We start from the raw sequence: 17,706 nt of genomic DNA on the forward strand, positions 1-17,706 counted from the left end.
AATCATTATCATTTAAAAAGAAAAGAAGGTCAAGGGGGGATGCAAGAGGGATATTATTGTCCCGAACACAAATTTTATTGACATAATGCAAACAAATGTTAAAAGTTCCGGAAAGTTTCAGGATATAAGCATGCTTAATGAGATTAGCTTAAAAGAGTACATAAGTAGGATTTATAGAGATCGTTCTCACGGAACGCATATGGCTGATTTTTTTAATCGTATGTGCATGCCACTCCCAGAGAAATGGGAGTTCTTTGAAACATCTGAAACGGGTTTGTTTGTGCCTCTTAAAGAAACGGCTCTTATCCTTCGCGTTCGTCATATACGAGAAGATGATGCGCCTTACATTCAACATTTTCGTGTCATTAAACCCGTTGCGCATAGACATTACGGAGATACGCATATAGATATTTTGCCGGGCGTCAGAGTCCCCGCTTCAAAGGAATCCACTCAGGAATTGGCTCAAACCCTATATGAAGACGGAATAGACTTCCATGATTGCTATCAAAAAAACACAGGGGTTCTACCTGATGGCATGTCCATTGTCATTGATAGCGGGGCTATCAAATGGATTTCAGAAACCGGAAAAATTGAATCCGCTATGCTGCAATTACCTCACTCTCAAGACACTCACTTTTCTTCTCTTACCAAGACATTCAACGAGGCATGGCCGCAAGATAAAAAAGAGCCAGATCTGGAAAGAATGAAAAAGTTCTGGCAGACAGCAAAGGAGATGAAAGAAAAAGGAACGCTCGTCGCGAGTTGGCATGATCCTGAACTTAAGAAATATATTGGTTTTACTGCACAAGAGATTGTTAATATTTCCAACAACTACGCTCGTGCATGGCCGTGCCCGTAAAACGTTCCTTATCCTCCGTATAGACCCCTGAGGCGCTGTTCGGCGATAATGAGCATCGGCAAATCAACGGCGGCGCTGGAGCGCAGTTCATCAAACAGAGGCTCCAAAAGCCTGGCTTGCTGGCCGTGTGTTTCGATCCACTTTTTAAGAATACGTTCTTTTCCATTTAATTTGAATTTTGTGGTACCTGCGGCTTTGATGGTGTCTTTTAAAATACGAGACGCCAAACCGGCCTGACAGCTGTAGAGCTGGTCGATAAGGCCTTCCAGCGCTTCGGTAGACCAGCGGTCGCCGGTGGGCAGGTAATGGGCTTTTTGACGCATCCAGTCGAGGTGGAAGTGTTCGCCAAGTTCAAAATAAACCTGTGCGGTAATGGCCGTATCCACTTTCCGTTTTTCTGAAATGCGGATGATATCACAGGCCGAAGACAGCATTGGCATGAGGGCAATATGATGGGCGAGATCTTTCGGCATGCCGTTGTTGATATTGAGCGCCGCCAGATTTTCTATGTTTTTGGACAGCGTTTTTGTCGCGACCTTATCCAGATTTCTGCGAACTTCGTCAATGCCGGTTTCATAGGCGGCAATTTCCTTGTTAATATTCAGGTTGCAGCCGGTGCGGGTTAAGAACCATGTAACAGCACGATCTGTCATCTGGGCAATGTTCTGGAAGGCTTTCAACTGAACCAGCGCGGGGACCTTATTGTCAAGCGCCTCGATTTCATTCCAGATATGGCGCAGGCCGAAGGCTTCGCGAACGATAATATAGGCTTTGGCGACTTCGGCGGCATCGGTTCCTGATTTTTCAATCCGCTTCATCATGAAGGTCGGCCCCATGCGGTTGACAATACTGTTTGCCAGCGTGGTGCAGATAATCTCACGTTTAAGCATGTGAGATAGAGCTTCCTTTTTATATGTCTTGCTCATATGCTGAGGAAAATATTTTAAAAGCCGTCCTTCCATCGCCTTGCTTTCAGGGATGTCACTATCCAGAAGTTCGCTTGTGTAGGAAATTTTTGCATAAGCCTGTAGGATGCTGAGTTCAGGACGTGTCAGACCTTTTCCTGTCCGGATGCGCTCTTCTATTTCTTCGTCCGGCGGCAGGTTTTCGAGCACACGTTTCAAGCTTCCGGATTTTTCCAGTTCGCGCATTAACTGGGCGTGTTCCGGCAGGTTGGCCGCAGCCTGTAACTCCATCAGGCTGATTCCCTGTGCCTGCTGGTAATTATTTCGCAAGACAAGCGCCCCGACTTCGTCCGTCATGGATTCCAGCATTTTATTGCGCGTTTTTATGTTCATTTTATATCTGGGCATGCGCATTATCTCGCCGGTCAGAATTTTGATATTCACTTCGTGGTCGGAACAATCCACGCCGGCAGAGTTATCAATATAATCGGCATTCAGCCGTCCGCCATTTTGACTGTATTCAATGCGTGCTTGCTGGGTCATGCCGAGGTTGGCGCCCTCTCCGATGACCTTGGCGCGGATATCTTTTGCATTTAGCCGGATGGCATCATTCGCCTTGTCGCCCACTTCCTCGTTGGTTTCCCTAGAGGCTTTGATATAGGTGCCGATCCCGCCAAACCAGAGAAGATCCGTGCGGGATTTTAACATGGCCCGAATGAGTGCGTTTGGAGTAACATCGTCCGACTCAAGGTCGAAACTTTTACGGATTTCGGGGGTCAGTTTCAGGCTCTTATCGCTGCGGGAGTAAATACGCCCCCCTTGGGAGAGTTTTTTTGTGTCATACTCATCCCATCCTTTCACGGCGTTGAACAGGCGCACGCGCTCCTTAAAACTTGCGGCCGGATCGGGATTTGGGTCGCAAAAGATATGCAGGTGGTTGAAGGAACCGATAAGGCGGATATGTTCGGACAGAATCATTCCGTTTCCGAAAACGTCTCCTCCCATATCTCCAACGCCGACGATGTTGAAATCTTGCGTTTGCGTATCGTGGTTCAGTTCTCGGAAATGCCGTTTAACGGATTCCCATGCTCCGCGTGCGGTGATGCCCATTTTCTTGTGGTCATATCCGGCACTGCCGCCGGAGGCAAAGCCATCGCCCAGCCAAAATCCGTATTCCTCCGACAGGCCATTGGCGATATCGGAAAAAGTGGCTGTTCCTTTATCTGCAGCCACCACGAGATAGGGGTCGTCTTCGTCGCGGCGCACCACGTTTTCGGGAGGTATGATTTTATTACCGGTCCTGTTGTCGGTAATGTCCAAAAGGCCGCGTATAAGAATCTTGTAACATTCGATGCCTTCTTCAATAAAGGCTTGCCGCCCGCCTTTTTTGGGCGGGTTTTTAACAACGAATCCGCCTTTTGCGCCCATTGGAACAATAACGGAATTTTTGACCTGCTGTGCTTTCATGAGGCCCAGAATTTCAGTGCGGAAATCTTCGTGACGGTCGGACCAGCGGATGCCCCCGCGTGCAATCTTGTCTCCGCGCAAATGGATGCCCTCCATACGCGGGGAATAGACGAAAATTTCGCGGTAGGGTTTTGGTTGGGGCAGATGTTCTATTTTTCCGCTTTCCAGTTTGAAAGACAGATAGGACTTCGGTTGTTTACCTTCGTCGGTTTGAAAGAAATTCGTGCGCAAGGTGACATTCACAAGACCGCTCATCCAGCGGAGGATTCTGTCCTGATCCAGGGATTCCACAGCTTCCAGGGCTTTGGTTATTTTGGTGTTGGTTGCGGCGGCAAGGGTTTGCGCTTTTTTTCCATTGGCCGGATCGAAAAGGGCCTTGAACAGATGAACGATTTCTTGCGCAATATGGGGGTTTTTGCTCAGGGCGTTTTCTATATAAGGGCAACTAAAAGGAATACGCATTTGTTGCATATACCGAATGTAGGCGCGCAAGATTGTGATATCTCTCCAGTCCATTTGAGCGCCGACGACAAGGCGGTTCAGCCCGTCATTTTCCATGCTTCCGTCCCATATTTTCGTCAACGCTTTTTCGAATACATTTTTAATATGAAAAACACCTTTGAAAGATTTGTCGTCTTCTGCCTCCAGCATGAAATCATGTATCCAGACGGAGCGATCTATATGCGCAGGTTTGATTTCAAAAGGGAGTTCCGAAATAGACCGGAGACCCATATTTTCAAGAATAGGCAGGATATCTGACAGGGGAACGGGTGCGCCGGGATTGTAAAATTTAAGCCGCATCCGGCCCGGTTCACAAATATTTTCGGGACAATACAAATCCAGCTCAATTTTATTCTCGCTCAGGGATGCCTCTATTTTGCCAATATCATAGACGGCCTGCGCGAGTGTATAGCGATTCTGGTAGCTGTCGGGAAAAGCTGTACCGTATTTTTGTGTAAAGCCTGCAATGACTTTTTCTTCTTCCGATGCTTCTTCAAGCGCCTTGCGAAGTTTTTCTGACCAAAGGCGTCCGGCGTCTTCCAGCCGGGTCTCGATTTGTGCCGCGCTGTATTTTGGAATGGCGGGCAGGTGGTTTATATCGATTAAAAAGGTAGCGCGCGCGAGGGGGGAGTCATCTTGCGTGACTTCATAATTGGTGCAGTGGCCGCCGAGTTCCTCTTCCAGAATATGCTGCAATTTCAAGCGCAGACGTGTTTCGTATTTTTCCCGCGGTACATAAATAAGGCAGGAAATGTACCGGCCAAAGGGATCGGGACGGGTGTACAGGGCGATACGGGGCCGTTCCTGCAGCCCTAAAATGCTCATAACATGGCGACAAAGCCGGTCTTCCGGAATTTGCAGGACCTCGTCCCGGGGATATTTTTCAAGAATGTGCCGCAGGGCTTTTTCATTATGGCTTCCGGGAAGAAAGGCAGATCGTTTAACGACATTTTCAACCTTCATGCGCAGGAAAGGAATATCCTCGACACTTCTCGAATAGGTTACGGAGGTGAAGAGACCGATGAATAAAAGCTCACCCGTTACATTTCCTTTTTTATCGAAGGTTTTGACGGCGATGGCATCCAGCGGGACCCGGCGGTGAACTGTCGAACGTTTGTTGATTTTTGTAATGGTTAAGGGAAGCTGGTTTCTGCGCATATTTTGCTGCGTTTGTGTCAGGCTTTGCCGGGCGCCGGAAACATAAACAGGCTTAACATCATCATGTAAAAGCCCCAGACTGGACCCCTTGATGACAGAACTGGTCACTTTTCCGTCCGTCTCTTTAAACTTGTATTCGCGGTATCCCAGCAGGGTAAAATTGTGGTTGTAGAGATAGTCCATAAAAGCCTGATATTCCGCAATCAGGCTTTTTCCGTAATGTGATGGAAAGCGGCCAACTTCGTCGCGCGCGCGGCGCAGCATTTTCTGCATATCCTGCCAGTCTCGCGTGGCGTAGTTTACGTCTTCGATAACCCTCCGTATGCCCATTTCAAGTTCTTCACATTGGGCTGCGCTGAGGGCATCCCGCAGCTTGATATGGATATGGGAACGCGCCGCGGTATCTTTTTCCGGCTGTATTGAAAAAGACAGGGACGCGGCGTCTCTTGTTTTCTTTTTCCCCTTGTTTTTAATATGCAAAATAGGGTGAAGAAGTATCTGGATATGGTGCTTTTGCCTGACAATTTCAGCCACGATTGAGTCAATCAGAAAGGATGTATCTTTTTGAACAATATCTATATGAGTGCAGCCGGAGGAAACGCTCTCGCTTTGCGTTGTATGGATTCGAATAGCGGGCCTGTTTTCGGTCATTTCCCCGGATAAGGCCCAGTGGATTCGCGCCGCTTCCGAAAGTTCTTTCGGGGTCATCTGCTCCAGGTCTTCTTCCGGCGTTTTTGCGTAAAGGACTTTAACGAAATTTTTTAAGGCTATCGGCGTTTTTGCCGGAAGATATTTGAGGGCATCGCGGACAAAGGGATGAGTCGTTTTGGTCATGGAAAAAAGCCGTTTTTGTTGCAAAAGTTATATTAGAAAAACAGAAACAAAATTTTGCCCAAGACTATGCTGAAAAAAGGGGGGCGGCAAGGGGAAGATTCTGTTTTCCAAGGGGCCGTATGCGACCGTTACGGCCTTCCAAGATCGATCACAATGCGGGCCCCGTTTCCTTGTTCGGCTTTTATGATGCTTTCAGACAGGAGTCTGGCGTCCTTCTTTAATTGCAGGATAAGAAGGGTTCCTTTTCCACCATTTGAGGGGCTGGCTTTATAGGAGGAAAGCAGAGGGGAGTCTTTGCCAAAGGTTTTCGTTTCCGGCGCGCCCCAGCCTGTTTCAGGCAATTCGACAACAAGAATTTTTTCTTCCGTATCCAGGTCAAGTCCGTAAGAAACCTTTTTGGATACGTCTAAAACAATTCGTGTTTTAGCCGGGTGTTCCCCTACCCTTAGGCCAAATACTTCCGCTTCGCTTGGCGCCACCGGCGGAGACATTGTTTCCGGAGGAAGGGTAGAAGGGGCGGCAGGGGGGCTGGCGAGCGCTTCCGCAGGAGGGAGCTCATTCCTCAGCGGTAGCGGCTCAGAGTTTGCCAGAGGGGGCGGCGCGGCAGAAGGGGCCGTCATCATCTGGGGAGGGCTTTGAGTCTGGTTTTGGCCAGAGTCTTCTTCGACCAGTATTTCAAGCTGGCCTATTAAATTTTGTATGTCTTTTTCAATCGCAACAAGGCGCACAACGGAAGGAGACAGCGAATCAAAATGGTTGCGCAGTTCCTGAACCGCGTTTTCAAGGCGGTCGAGACGTTCGTCGGGGTCCCTTAACTCTTTTTCGAAGAGCTGGACACTATTAACGCCGCGGGGCGGTTGAAGGGCAGGCAGGCCCTCGCTTGTATTTTGCAGACCCGTTGTTCCCGTGGCAGGAGGGCGGATATCTGTACCGGGCGGCAGAGGGGCCAGGACATCGCCGGAATCAAGGGTGCCGGCAACAGCGGCAGTGGATTTTGGCCGGGAGTCTTTGCTGTCTTGCCCGCCACACGCGGACAACAGAAGAAGGCAGAGCGCCGGAAGAGCGCTCCACTTCACATATTTATACAGCATAGCGCCGCAACGAAAGTGCGGCTGTCGCGTCCAGGGGCTGGACATATAGAAACAATCCTGCCGTTAGTGAGCTCGAGAGTAAAAATACTCCACACCCAAGAATACGGGCCAAAGAATTGCTTGGCAACAAGTGTTTTTTAGGTTTTTTCGTTTCTTCAACAGGTTAGGAGAGTTTTGTCCACAGGGTTACCCCCATAGGAGGCCGTTGAAAAGCCCTCGAAAACCGGAAAATTACCGACCGATTGGAAAGGTCTTTTCCGTATAAATGATTCCCTGCTCAGGTCCTTCAGCGGTATAACGGATTGTTATATTTCCGCCGGGAATAGCATCGACATTCAGACTAACATTAACGATACGTTCGTTCATTTCCGGGAAAATGCTTACATTGTTAAGGAGACCGATTCTTTTGTCCGGTTTATCGGATCCATCCCAATGGACGGTGACTCTTCCCAATGTTGAATGTTTTCCGGTTCGTTTGATAATCATGCCAATTTCGGGCTTTCCGCTTTTGCTCTGGTCAAGCGGAATAAAATGCGGATTTACGATTTCGGCAGCGGCATCATACTCGCCGGTACGGACGATGACGGGGATGGAAAATCCGACCAGAACTTCCATCGACAGACTCATGCCGCGTTCAGGCGCTGCGGGGGCGCTGGCCTTGGTATTTTCATCCGGAAGTTTTTGGAAAATAAGGTGTGCCCGGTACTCACCGTCGGCGAGTTCTGGCGGGCGGCGTAACGACAGCCGGACCTTTTGCCGTCCCCCGGGGGGAATAGAAACCTGGCGCGGCGAAAAGACAACGTATTTTGCCACGTCCATATCGGGTGTGAGGCTTTCTGCGACTCTTGTATAATGACCTGTTTCGTCCATTTTATTGTAAATCCAGCCCAGACGGTATGTATTTGTCTGTTTGGATAAATTAAGAAGCATAACTTCGGCACTCCGGCTGCGTCCTTCCAGAACGACCCGCAACGGGCTGATTGTCAGGCTCGCTTCTACGGGCTTGGGGTTCGTGCAAAAGACAAATGCCATCAGCAAAATGAATGTCAGAATATTCAAGGGGTGTTTGGCAATCATCATTTTTATTCCTTTTCCTTTTATATCTTGGTCGGTATTCGTCAGTAATTGACCGTAATTTCCATGGTTCCCTTATACGCGTACTCACCATATCCAGCATCGTTGCCCGATGTGTGCAGCGTGGCGCCGATTTTAAGCAAAGACTTTCCAAACTTATCGCTGCTTGGAGCAATAATGTCAAAATCTGTTAGCGTAAAATTGTTATCCTGCACATCGGACGTCAAGACGGTATTCGGAACATCCACAGAAATCGGTGCGTAGGGTGGCAGGGTTGTGACCTCATATATGGCGGCTGTTGGCGTTTGATCTGTTGGAATGATTTCATCAGGGTACGTGACTTCTCCTTCCGGATTCATGACGACGGAATGTTCGTTTGTATTATCAAGGACAATAAAGCTGCCAAATCCCATAGGTTGAATCTGTATGACATCGCTGTGAGCTACCGAAAAAGGAAGCGCGCACAAAAGCGCGATTATTAATAAAGGGCCGTATAAAGGTAGTCTATATTTCATGATGGGACAGCTTATCACACAATCATCCCAAATCATCCCAAAAGAAAAAACCCGCCGGAAGGCGGGTTTTTAACAATCTTAGGATACATTTTGGTCTTAGTAGCTGACGGTAATATCATACGTGCCTACGTATGCTCCGTCTGCGTACTGGGCAAGACAGGTTGACTGCGTAGTCAATGTCGCGCCGACATTGATTGTCAACGCGCCGTTGGCATCTGTTGTACCCGTACCGAGCGTATCATCGGTCAAACCACCGAGTGTCATAGGCGGGTTACCACCACCACAGGCCGCGCAAGTCGCGTTGGCCGGGTTTGCAAGTGTAACGGTCAATGACGTTGTTGGAGCTGCGCCCGTTACGTCAAAGACGCCCTGTGTCCGTCCAACGGCACTGATGTCAATAAACTGGGCCGTGGCGGCAGGAGCGCCAAGAGCGAGCACACCAGCCGTGCTCAACGTGGCCGTCGTGCTGTTCGCACCGGCGTCACAGAAAGCAGCCAGCGTTCCGTAGTTCATCGGGGTTGTTTCGACCAGTGTAAACGCATTCTGAACTGTCAGGTTGACGGTGGCACCGACAACTTGTTGTGATTGCGCATTGGCATCCGTCGCCAGCAACGCGCTGGCAGCACAGGCACCCAAAGCAACATACCTAAAGTGTTTAAAAGTCATGTGAAGACTCCTTCCCTAGGTTTGACGACTCGGACCCCACATCAAGCCGATACTGGGCTCTCAATGGAATCCACTTATAAACGCATACTATTAATATCACATGGAAAACGTTAAAGCATTATTAAGTTAAGAGAAATAAACGAAAAATTTTAAATATAATGAAATATTTCGGAGTTATGACATATAATGGACAATATTTCTGTGGATAACATTGTGGATAAGATAAAATTCGCCTAATATCGGGTCCATGGACAGCTTTTTGACCCGATTCGTTTTTTTGATTCTCCGACTTCCCTTGACACTTATTATTATGTGTCTTGCGATGTCTTTGGTTTTTCCAGTCAGCGCCAGCGCCAAAAGCGATGATGCACATATAGATACGCCTGATCGTGCCGCTTTAATGGGACTGGCGCGGCAGTTTGTAGGAAATATAGGCCAAAAGCTCAAGAAACTGGAGCAGGAACAATTCCCTGAAGATCCTCTGGTGCGTATTGCCGACGGGGAATCCCTTATCTTTCAATTTCGCCTGAATGAGAAAACGATGCTGGAAGGGGACACAATAGCCGTGAAACAAGGCCGGGAGCTTTTAGTCTCTTTTCGTGATTTTCTGGATGTTCTTTATTTTCCAATTGAATTCGATGCGGAGAGTAAAAATGCAAAAGGCTGGTATATCCGGGAAGAAAAGAATTTTTCACTGGACTGGCCTTCCCGCCGCGTCGAAACGGATCAGGCCGGGTTTGACATTCCGGAAAGCGTCATTGAGGAAGCGGACGATATTCTCGTGCCGCTGGATGTTTTGGCGGCATGGTTTGGTTTGCACCTGAAGCCGGATGTGGAATATCTCATGATTGACATGACGTCGGACGAGCCTTTGCCGATCGAGGGGCGTATGGCAAGGCGGGGCCGCGGAGATCCCGGCGATGGCATACCTCCCGAGGCCAAATTACCGCGTGTGGAAGATCCGTATTTGACGGCCGAAACCCCTGTTTTGGATGTTTCCGTTGTCGGGCGCTATCGCCGTCCGCCTAAAACGGCAGCAGGCAGTGCCGAGACAACAAAAATTGCAACGACGACCCTTCAGGGGGCAGGAGACGTCGCAGGGCATACCGGAGAGGTTTTTGTCACGGCGGACAGTAAAGACCGGCTTCGTAATATTCGGGCGGCTTTGTCCAAAGATTCTGAAGACCCGGTTCTTCTTGGTCCTTTAAAGGCGCGGCGGTACGAGGCGGGGGATGTGACGGTTACCAATATGCCGATCTTTAATAGCGGAGGACAGGAACTCGGCGCGCGCGTGACAAATAAAGAAAGCGGCCGCTCGACCAGTTTCACGACAACGGAGTTTTTTGGAAACCTGCCGCCGCAGTGGGATGTTGAACTCTATCGCGATTCGCAGCTTGTCGGGTTTGTAACCGTTGAGGATGACGGGCGTTACGAATTCAGGGATGTGGCTTTATTTGAAGGGGATAATGACTTCCGTTTTGTTTTTTACGGCCCGCAAGGGGAGGTGCGCGAAGAGCTTAAAAGCGTGCCTGTGGACTTGGCGGAATTGAGGGAAGGCGGCAACTACGATGTTTCAGTCAGCCTTCAGGAGACGGAGACTTACAGCGATATCAAGAATAGATCGCCGGAACGAGGGGATTTAAGCGTCAGTGCCACCTATGAAAAAGCTTTAGGGGGCGGGCTTGTCGGGATTGTCGGGGCGCGGCAGCGATCCTTTGGCGAGGAACAAAAAACGCAGCTTTTAACAGGGCTTTCAGCGAATGTGGCGGATACGCTGATTAATACGAATCTTGGTGTTGACGCCGAAGGGGGCGTCGGTTTGCAAACCAACGCCCGGCGGAAGTTCGGTGAGCACAGGGCCTCTCTGGGGACATATCTGGCAACCGATACTTTTTCTCCCAATACGGAGAGTGACAGTCCGACGGTTTTCAGCACGAAGCTTAATCTGGAAGGGCCGCTTTTCGAGATAGATAACCGGGACGTGAATTACGGTTTTACAGGGGAGTATAATCAAAATGCCAATGGCGAAGATTTGCTCCATTTCAACCATAATATCAATGCCCAGATTCATCCGCTTCGTTTTAACCATACGCTGGACTACCGAAACCAGAGTGCGGCGGCGGAAGGGGAAAGGCTGACCAGCGGGCTGTCTGTCAGCGGCCGTGCGCTCGGGATGCGCTGGCGCACACGGGCCAATTACGAATATATCCCCGATTCCAAACTGGAGAGCACGTTTCTCCAGCTTTCCCGGGGAATCGCAAAAAATGTGGATGCCAGTGCTGAAATCGAACACCGGCTTGATCCCCGCTTTACGAAGGGAACGCTTAAAGCGAACTGGACAACGGAGGATTTTATTGTCACGCCGCAGGTCAGTCTTGATTCCGACAACGATCTGGCGGCATTCATCTCCACGCGTTTTGGTTTGACGCGCGACCCGCGCAGCGGGAATATTGACATGACCAAAAGACGTCAGGGCGGAAACGGGTCTGTTTCGGCCCGTGTTTTTCTGGATAAGAACGGGGATGGCGTTCTAAACGAAGGGGAAGAACCCATTGCCGATGCCCGGGTAGATTCTCTTCAAACGCGGCGCTATGCGATGACGGATGAAAACGGGTTTGCCCATCTTCAGGGCCTGACGGAATTCAGGCCGACCGATATTACTCTTAACGAAGAGAGCCTGAACGATCCTTATTGGATATCTGCTACGCCGGGGGTATCCGTCCGTCCGCGTTCGGGCCACAATGTGCAGGTTGACTTTCCCGTGCATCTTTCCGGCGAAATTGACGGAACGGTCTGGGTGGATGATAAAAGGGGGCAACGCCGTGCGCGGAATATGACTCTGATCCTTTATGATATGGATGGACGTAAAGCCAAAACAACGCAGAGTGCGTTTGACGGATTTTATCTGTTCGACGCCGTCCCGCCCGGCGAATATTACTTAAGTTTTTCCGCTGAGGATATCGAAGCGCTGGGCGTGTCTTCCCCGCCACCCGAAAAAGTGACCATCGGCTACGACGGGACGGTGATTTACGGGAAGGATTATGTTCTTAAAGGAGGGGGAAAAGGCTCCGCTTCTTTTACAATGGTATCTGGGTATGAAGGCTATGCGCAGCGCCATCCCCATGTTGTCTTGCCATCGATGGGCGAAAATGCCGTGGTTCTTAATCTGGGAAGCTACAAGTCGCAGATGATGGAAGCGTTGGTCTGGTACCGTTTGAAAACAAGATATGCCTCTTTGTTCAGAGGAGAGCAAATTCTTGTGAAACCGTCACAAAGCTTGCCGGACCTGGAAAAAGAAGAATATACGCTGCGGGTTTATCTGCCCGGCGCAACGGTTGAGGAAGGTATGCAAAAATGCCGTTCCCTGGCCGGAAGGGGATTGTCTTGCGGCGTCGAACTTTTGCCTAAAGGGTTTCAGGCTGCTTCCCTCTAAAGAATTTTCAGGGCATTTTGTATAAGCTTCGAAGCCGTTCCAGCATTTCTTTTCCGTCCCACTGGACATCGGCGCCGATAATTTTGTCTTTCATGACAAGGTCCGGAGATATGAGAATTGTTTCGGGCAGGCGGAAAGTTTGAAACAGATCCTGAGAGATTTTCTTGTCCTGGTCCCATGCAATCAGGACATTATCCTGCGCCAGTTGTTTTTGGTTCATCTTTTTCAGGAAACGTTCTATATCGGTTTTTCGATCGTCCGTTGACACAAAGACGATAATAACTTCTTCCGGCAGCTTTTGGGCCATGTTCAACATTTGTGGAAATTCAATGACGCAAGGGCTGCACCATGTCGCCCAGAAATTCAGGACAATCGCTTTTCCCTGAAGCTCGTGCAACGTGCGGGATTTTCCCTGCAAAGTGGTAAAGGAAAAGTCCGGAGCTCTCTCACCGTTCCCAGTTGTTTGCGGCGCTTCCGGTACCGTCTGGCCGTGAAACCCGGTATCGGTATAAAGGCTGTATCCTGCAATCGACAAAAGCAGGGCGGTTATAATCAGAAAATTAAGTTTCAATTTTTTTCTCGCGCCGGAGGATGATGAACCAGAGGGTGAAAATCAAAACGGTTTCGGCAAGGCAAAATCCGCCAAGTGCAGCGGCGATTCCCTGGGTGAAGCCGTAAGAATGCAGTCCTGTGGAGAGCAAATTAACGCCGAACCAGGCCAGCGCCACAACAACATTTAAAAAAGCAATGCCAGAGACAAACGACAGGGCTTTGATGTGACCGCTCAGACGTCCATGCAAAATCCAGATCAGCCAGAGTACGATGAGAAGCGCGCCGTTTTCCTTCGGGTCCCATCCCCAGAAACGTCCCCAGCTCTGATCCGCCCAGATACCGCCGAGCGCCGTGCCGACAGCCGTGAAAAGAAGGGCCGTCAAAGACAGGGTTTTCAGGCTGTCAAAAAGACCGGCGAGTTTTTCCGGTATTTTCTGTTGTGTGGCGCGAAGCAGGAGGTAAACATGCGCAAGCGTTGCGGCAATGACACACCAGCCATAGCCGATGGTGATGCATAAAACATGCGTGGTCAGCCAGAAATTGGTGTTTAGAACCGCGACCAGCATTTTCATGCTGTCGTCTGTGGTAAAGCCTTGCGCAATAAATAAAAGCCCCGCGCCGCACAGGCTTCCGGTAAGAAGGCCGCTGCCGTCTTTGCGCCGGAGTTCCAGGAAAAAGGCGCTGATAACGCAGATCAACGCAACAAAAAGAATGGATTCGTAAAGAGTGCCTACCGGTGCACGGGAGAGGATAAGAATGCGCAGGATTATGGCGCTTGCATGGAGGATGCCACCAAGACCGAGCGCGCCTAAAGAAAGATTCCCGGTGAAGGTTTTTCCTGAAACCGAATGGATAATGACGAGGAGAAAGGCCAGAAGATAAAGCAGCGTTGCGATGTTGAGAAGGTTTGCCTTGTTGTAGAAAACTTCCAGAGGGAGCTTCATACTGGCGTCATACATTTTAAAGGCGGCTTCCTGCGCGTCCTGTGACGCTTTTTTCCATCCTTCGTTGTTTCCGGCCTGATAAGCCATCGCCATCTCTTTCCAGTCTTCGAGATAGGCTGCGCCTTGCGGGGAACCGCTTCCCTCCTGTATGACGGTCCAGGGGGAGAACCACTCTTCCTCATGGGAGCCCCATTGCGGCGGAACAATTTTAAGCAAAATATTCTGGGTGCCGGCGGCGGCTAGAAGGTCAAGTTGATAGGCAAACAGGGCGATTTCTTTTTCGCCTTGCGTATAGCGTTCAAGATTTTCGCCTTTGGCCCGGATAATTTTCTGCAGGCGGCTTTTGAGCCGTTTTTCGTATTTTTTAAAATCGCGAAGGCTGTGGAGGTTTCGACCGTCCACGCCCCATTCTTTTTCTAAAATGCCCGGCAGTTTTACATTTAAGGGCAAAAGCGCCGAGAGGCTCCGTAAAAGCTGCGCATAGAGGATGGAGTATTCATGATACAGAATCAGATTTTTCTGCGCGGCGTCCCAGTTTTTTTCATCCGTTTCCAGCAGGGATTGGATGAGTGGAATTTTTTCTTTCAATGCGCCGGTCAATTCGCCGTAGCTGTAGAGTTTTGTTTTTCTGACCGGCAGCCCGAGAGAACGGGGCTGAAAAATTTTAAATACAGGGACGGATATGGCCGTGGCCGGATCAAAGAGGGTGTAAGTCAGCCAGACGATGGCCTTTTGTCCTTCCAGTGTTTCCCTGCCTGAAAAGCTTTTCAGGTAAATCCGTGCAAGGCTGTCCAGAGGTTTGACCCGCCCGTCATGTAAAACCGGGATTTCGGCAAACGCGGCATAATCAAACTGTTCCTGAGGCATTCGTTCCTGCGCCTGCGCGGCTGTCGTCAGGCAAAAACAGATCAGGAAAGGCAGAAGAAATTTCCGGCTTCCGCGCAGCCGGAGCGCAACATGAAGCAGGAGGCCCAGGAAGATGATGGCGCTGGAGATATAGGGGAAGACCCGTCCTTTATTTTCAACAACACTCAGGACCGTTTTTTCTCCCTCCGGGCCTGCTGTAAAGGAAGACTGGTAGAACGTATAGCCTTTGTAGCGCAAGGGTTCGTTCATTGAAATTCTGGCAGGCCAGCGCAGGTTTCCGTCTTCGACAATAACATCCGAATGATAGCTTCTGGCTTTGTCGGTGCCGGGATGGTTCGTTTTCTTGAAGTCTTCGAGATGAATCGAAAAAGGAAGGGTAATCTTCTCCATTTTATCCTGCGACGGGATGAGCATCAAAGAAGAGCTTTCTCCTTCGGGCAGGGACATAATGCCGTCGCGGGCGGAAAAGGCCGTAATCATACCGCCGATCAACAAGAGCAAAATACCCATGTGAGAGAGAATGATTCCGGATCTCTCCCATGTCCAGGGGCTTTTGAACAAAAACTTGACGCTTAAAGAGGCAAAAATAACCGCCAGCGTTGTATAGGTGCCCGGCAGGGGGAGGGGGCCCGCCCATAAAATCCATGCGGAGAAGAACATTTTCTGGGCGGCGAAAAGTCCCATGCTCGGCTGCGCCAGCGTTCCGGCAATCAGCAGGATCATGAGCCACGGCAGGGCATAGAAAAGAAGGTGCGGGCGTGCAAACCACAGGATGGCCTTTTGTCCTTTTGAAATGAATGAGCGTCCTTGCGATTGCATGGTTATTGACTTATAGCGAATAACATTCAGGATCAATCTTTTAGAAGGGCTTCCATGTACAAGGAATATGGTAATATCGCCAAAGGGGTGGTTTTTGTTGCGGGATTTGCTGCGCTGGCAACCTGTATGGCGGGGTTTCCATTCTTTCAGGCTTTGCAAATCAGCCCCCTGATTGTAGGGCTGGTGCTGGGGATTATGTTTGCCAATACGCTGCGCCATCATGTTCCTGAATCCTGGACGGGCGGCATTAAATTTTCCGGCAAGGTAATTTTGCGCGCCGCGATTGTGTTTTACGGGTTCCGGCTGACCTTTCAGGATATTATGGGCGTCGGCGGCAGCGGCATCCTGATCAGTGCGCTTATGGTGAGTCTGACGTTTCTTTTGGGCTATATCATAGGGGTGCGCGTATTGAAGCTGGACCGCGAAATGACCGTTCTGACTTGTGCGGGGAGCGCTATTTGCGGCGCTGCGGCGGTTTTAGCCACAGAATCGGTTATCCGGGCGAAAGCGCATCACAGTGCACTGGCGGTCGCAGGGGTTGTGCTGTTTGGGACCACGGCGATGTTTCTTTATCCTTTCATGTTCCGGGCAGGATTCATCCCGATGGATGGAGCCGAAATGGGCGTTTATATTGGGGCTTCCGTTCATGAAGTGGCCCATGTCGTGGCGGCTGGAAATGGCATAGGGGATGAGGCTGCGGCCAATGCGGCCGTGATCGTCAAAATGATAAGGGTGATGTTGATTGCGCCTTTTCTTTTGCTTCTGGGTGTGTGGTGGCGGCGAAAATATATGGAAGACGGCGCGTCCACCCGTCCTGAGAAGCTCTATATTCCGTGGTTTGCCGTGATGTTTATAGGCATGGCCGGCTTTAATTCCTTTGATCTTTTGCCCCAAAAAACAATTTCGGCCATCAATATGCTGGACGGATTTGCCCTCACGATGGCGATGAGTGCGCTGGGGCTTGAAACAAACCTTAAAAAGTTCAGGGAGGTTGGGTTCAAGCCCGTTTTGCTGGCGTTCATCCTCTTTTTGTGGCTGATTTTCGGCGGTTTCCTGGTTACAAAAGGCGTCCTGGCCGTTTTTTAGGATGCCTTTTTCTTAAACAGCAGGATGTAAAACCCTCATGAATCTGTTTATGATAGCCCGGCGAAGAGGATGTTTTTTCAATCAGTCAGGGCAGGATTTTTAAGATGTGTCGATGGATTGCGTATAGCGGAGCGCCCATTTTTATGGAGCAGCTTGTGACAAGCCCTTCACATTCGCTTGTTGCGCAAAGCTTGAATACGAAGATGAATTTCCGGGCTGACGGCAGTCTTTGGACGACCAACGGGGACGGGGCCGGTATTGGCTGGTATGCGGATAAGCCTTCTCCGGGAATCTACAAGGACGTCCGGCCGGCCTGGAACGATGAAAACCTGCATGAGATTTGCACGCAAATTGAGGCGCATATTTTCTTTGCCCATGTCCGCGCCACGACGGCTGGTGCCGTTCAGCGCAGCAATTCCCATCCTTTTAAATATGATAAATGGCTGTTTCAGCATAATGGCGAGGTCAAAGATTTTCCGGCTGTCCGGCGGGATTTGCAGATGGAGATTGCCCCGGAGCTTTATCCTGAGTTGAAAGGCACAACGGACAGCGAAACTTTTTTTCTTTTGGCGCTGACATACGGATTGCGGGAAAATCCAAAAGCGGCTTTGCAGCGGATGGTCGAGCGTGTGGAACAGGCGTGCCGGGAAAATAAAATAAATATCCTTCTCAATCTTTCCTGTGCGTTAAGCGACGGGGAGACGGTTTATACTTTCCGCTACGCGAAGGGCGACAAACCGAAAACGCAGTTTTATTCAATTGAGCCGGATTGCGCGCGGGATATAAGCCATGAGTGTGCGCTTTTGCCCCGAAACAGCGTCGTTGTTGTGTCTGAGCCTCTGGATCCTTTAAGCGATCAGTGGATTGTCGTTCCCGAAAACTCTTTTACGACCATTCGGAAGGGGCAGGTTTTTGTGGAAGATTTTATGGCGTAA

11 protein-coding genes are annotated in these 17,706 nt (G+C 49.9%); 4 read left to right on the forward strand and 7 right to left on the reverse strand.

Translation table 11 applies throughout. The annotated features are described in order from the left end of the window. Positions 1 to 130 precede the first annotated feature (130 nt). Positions 131 to 859 carry a hypothetical protein gene (locus H6853_03005; GenBank protein ID USO04252.1) on the forward strand — a complete coding sequence of 243 codons (729 nt, stop codon included), beginning with the start codon at positions 131 to 133 and terminating at the stop codon, positions 857 to 859. Positions 860 to 867: 8 nt separating this feature from the next. On the opposite strand, the gene H6853_03010 is transcribed toward H6853_03005, so the two are convergent. The 5 genes from H6853_03010 to H6853_03030 form a co-directional block, all read right to left on the reverse strand. Further along, the gene (locus tag H6853_03010) at positions 868 to 5,724 is read right to left on the reverse strand and encodes an NAD-glutamate dehydrogenase (protein ID USO04253.1); all 4,857 of its coding nucleotides are present in this window, start codon (positions 5,722 to 5,724) and stop codon (positions 868 to 870) included. Positions 5,725 to 5,852: 128 nt separating this feature from the next. Further along, the gene (locus H6853_03015) at positions 5,853 to 6,860 is read right to left on the reverse strand and encodes a hypothetical protein (GenBank protein USO04254.1); all 1,008 of its coding nucleotides are present in this window, start codon (positions 6,858 to 6,860) and stop codon (positions 5,853 to 5,855) included. Between the two features lie 186 nt (positions 6,861 to 7,046). Further along, positions 7,047 to 7,895: a molecular chaperone gene (locus H6853_03020; GenBank protein ID USO04255.1), complete on the reverse strand. Its 849-nt coding sequence runs from the start codon at positions 7,893 to 7,895 to the stop codon at positions 7,047 to 7,049. 38 nt (positions 7,896 to 7,933) lie between these two features. Next, a complete protein-coding gene (locus H6853_03025) occupies positions 7,934 to 8,302 on the reverse strand; it encodes a DUF4402 domain-containing protein (GenBank protein USO04256.1) in 369 nt (122 codons plus the stop codon). A gap of 198 nt (positions 8,303 to 8,500) precedes the next feature. Then, positions 8,501 to 9,070, reverse strand: coding sequence for a DUF4402 domain-containing protein (locus H6853_03030; GenBank protein USO04257.1), 570 nt, complete (start codon positions 9,068 to 9,070; stop codon positions 8,501 to 8,503). A 322-nt stretch (positions 9,071 to 9,392) separates the two neighbouring features. Between H6853_03030 and H6853_03035 the strand changes: the two genes are divergently transcribed. Then, a complete protein-coding gene (locus H6853_03035) occupies positions 9,393 to 12,503 on the forward strand; it encodes a hypothetical protein (protein ID USO04258.1) in 3,111 nt (1,036 codons plus the stop codon). Between the two features lie 7 nt (positions 12,504 to 12,510). Here H6853_03035 and H6853_03040 read toward each other — a convergent pair whose 3' ends face one another. Together H6853_03040 and H6853_03045 are read right to left on the reverse strand one after the other, a co-directional pair. Beyond that, on the reverse strand, positions 12,511 to 13,074 hold the full coding sequence (locus H6853_03040; protein ID USO04259.1) for a TlpA family protein disulfide reductase: 564 nt from the start codon (positions 13,072 to 13,074) through the stop codon (positions 12,511 to 12,513). Further along, positions 13,064 to 15,685, reverse strand: a complete 2,622-nt coding sequence (locus tag H6853_03045; GenBank protein USO04260.1) for a cytochrome c biogenesis protein ResB — start codon at positions 15,683 to 15,685, stop codon at positions 13,064 to 13,066. The genes H6853_03040 and H6853_03045 overlap by 11 nt, the downstream gene beginning before the upstream one ends. A 54-nt stretch (positions 15,686 to 15,739) precedes the next feature. Between H6853_03045 and H6853_03050 the strand changes: the two genes are divergently transcribed. Both H6853_03050 and H6853_03055 read left to right on the forward strand, forming a co-directional pair. Next, positions 15,740 to 16,771: a YeiH family putative sulfate export transporter gene (locus H6853_03050; protein USO04261.1), complete on the forward strand. Its 1,032-nt coding sequence runs from the start codon at positions 15,740 to 15,742 to the stop codon at positions 16,769 to 16,771. A gap of 104 nt (positions 16,772 to 16,875) precedes the next feature. Beyond that, the gene (locus tag H6853_03055) at positions 16,876 to 17,706 is read left to right on the forward strand and encodes a class II glutamine amidotransferase (GenBank protein ID USO04262.1); all 831 of its coding nucleotides are present in this window, start codon (positions 16,876 to 16,878) and stop codon (positions 17,704 to 17,706) included.

This window comes from Rhodospirillales bacterium (assembly GCA_023898765.1).
In the GTDB taxonomy this organism is placed as follows: Bacteria; Pseudomonadota; Alphaproteobacteria; order Micavibrionales; family Micavibrionaceae.

Bases quoted from the DNA above. Each gene is read 5' to 3' on its own strand.
- H6853_03005 (USO04252.1), top strand. From the start codon at position 131: ATGCTTAATGAGATTAGCTTAAAAGAGTACATAAGTAGGATTTATAGA.
- H6853_03010 (USO04253.1), bottom strand. From the start codon at position 5,724: ATGACCAAAACGACTCATCCCTTTGTCCGCGATGCCCTCAAATATCTT.
- H6853_03015 (USO04254.1), bottom strand. From the start codon at position 6,860: ATGTCCAGCCCCTGGACGCGACAGCCGCACTTTCGTTGCGGCGCTATG.
- H6853_03020 (USO04255.1), bottom strand. From the start codon at position 7,895: ATGATGATTGCCAAACACCCCTTGAATATTCTGACATTCATTTTGCTG.
- H6853_03025 (USO04256.1), bottom strand. From the start codon at position 8,302: ATGGGATTTGGCAGCTTTATTGTCCTTGATAATACAAACGAACATTCC.
- H6853_03030 (USO04257.1), bottom strand. From the start codon at position 9,070: ATGACTTTTAAACACTTTAGGTATGTTGCTTTGGGTGCCTGTGCTGCC.
- H6853_03035 (USO04258.1), top strand. From the start codon at position 9,393: ATGTCTTTGGTTTTTCCAGTCAGCGCCAGCGCCAAAAGCGATGATGCA.
- H6853_03045 (USO04260.1), bottom strand. From the start codon at position 15,685: ATGCAATCGCAAGGACGCTCATTCATTTCAAAAGGACAAAAGGCCATC.
- H6853_03050 (USO04261.1), top strand. From the start codon at position 15,740: ATGTACAAGGAATATGGTAATATCGCCAAAGGGGTGGTTTTTGTTGCG.
- H6853_03055 (USO04262.1), top strand. From the start codon at position 16,876: ATGTGTCGATGGATTGCGTATAGCGGAGCGCCCATTTTTATGGAGCAG.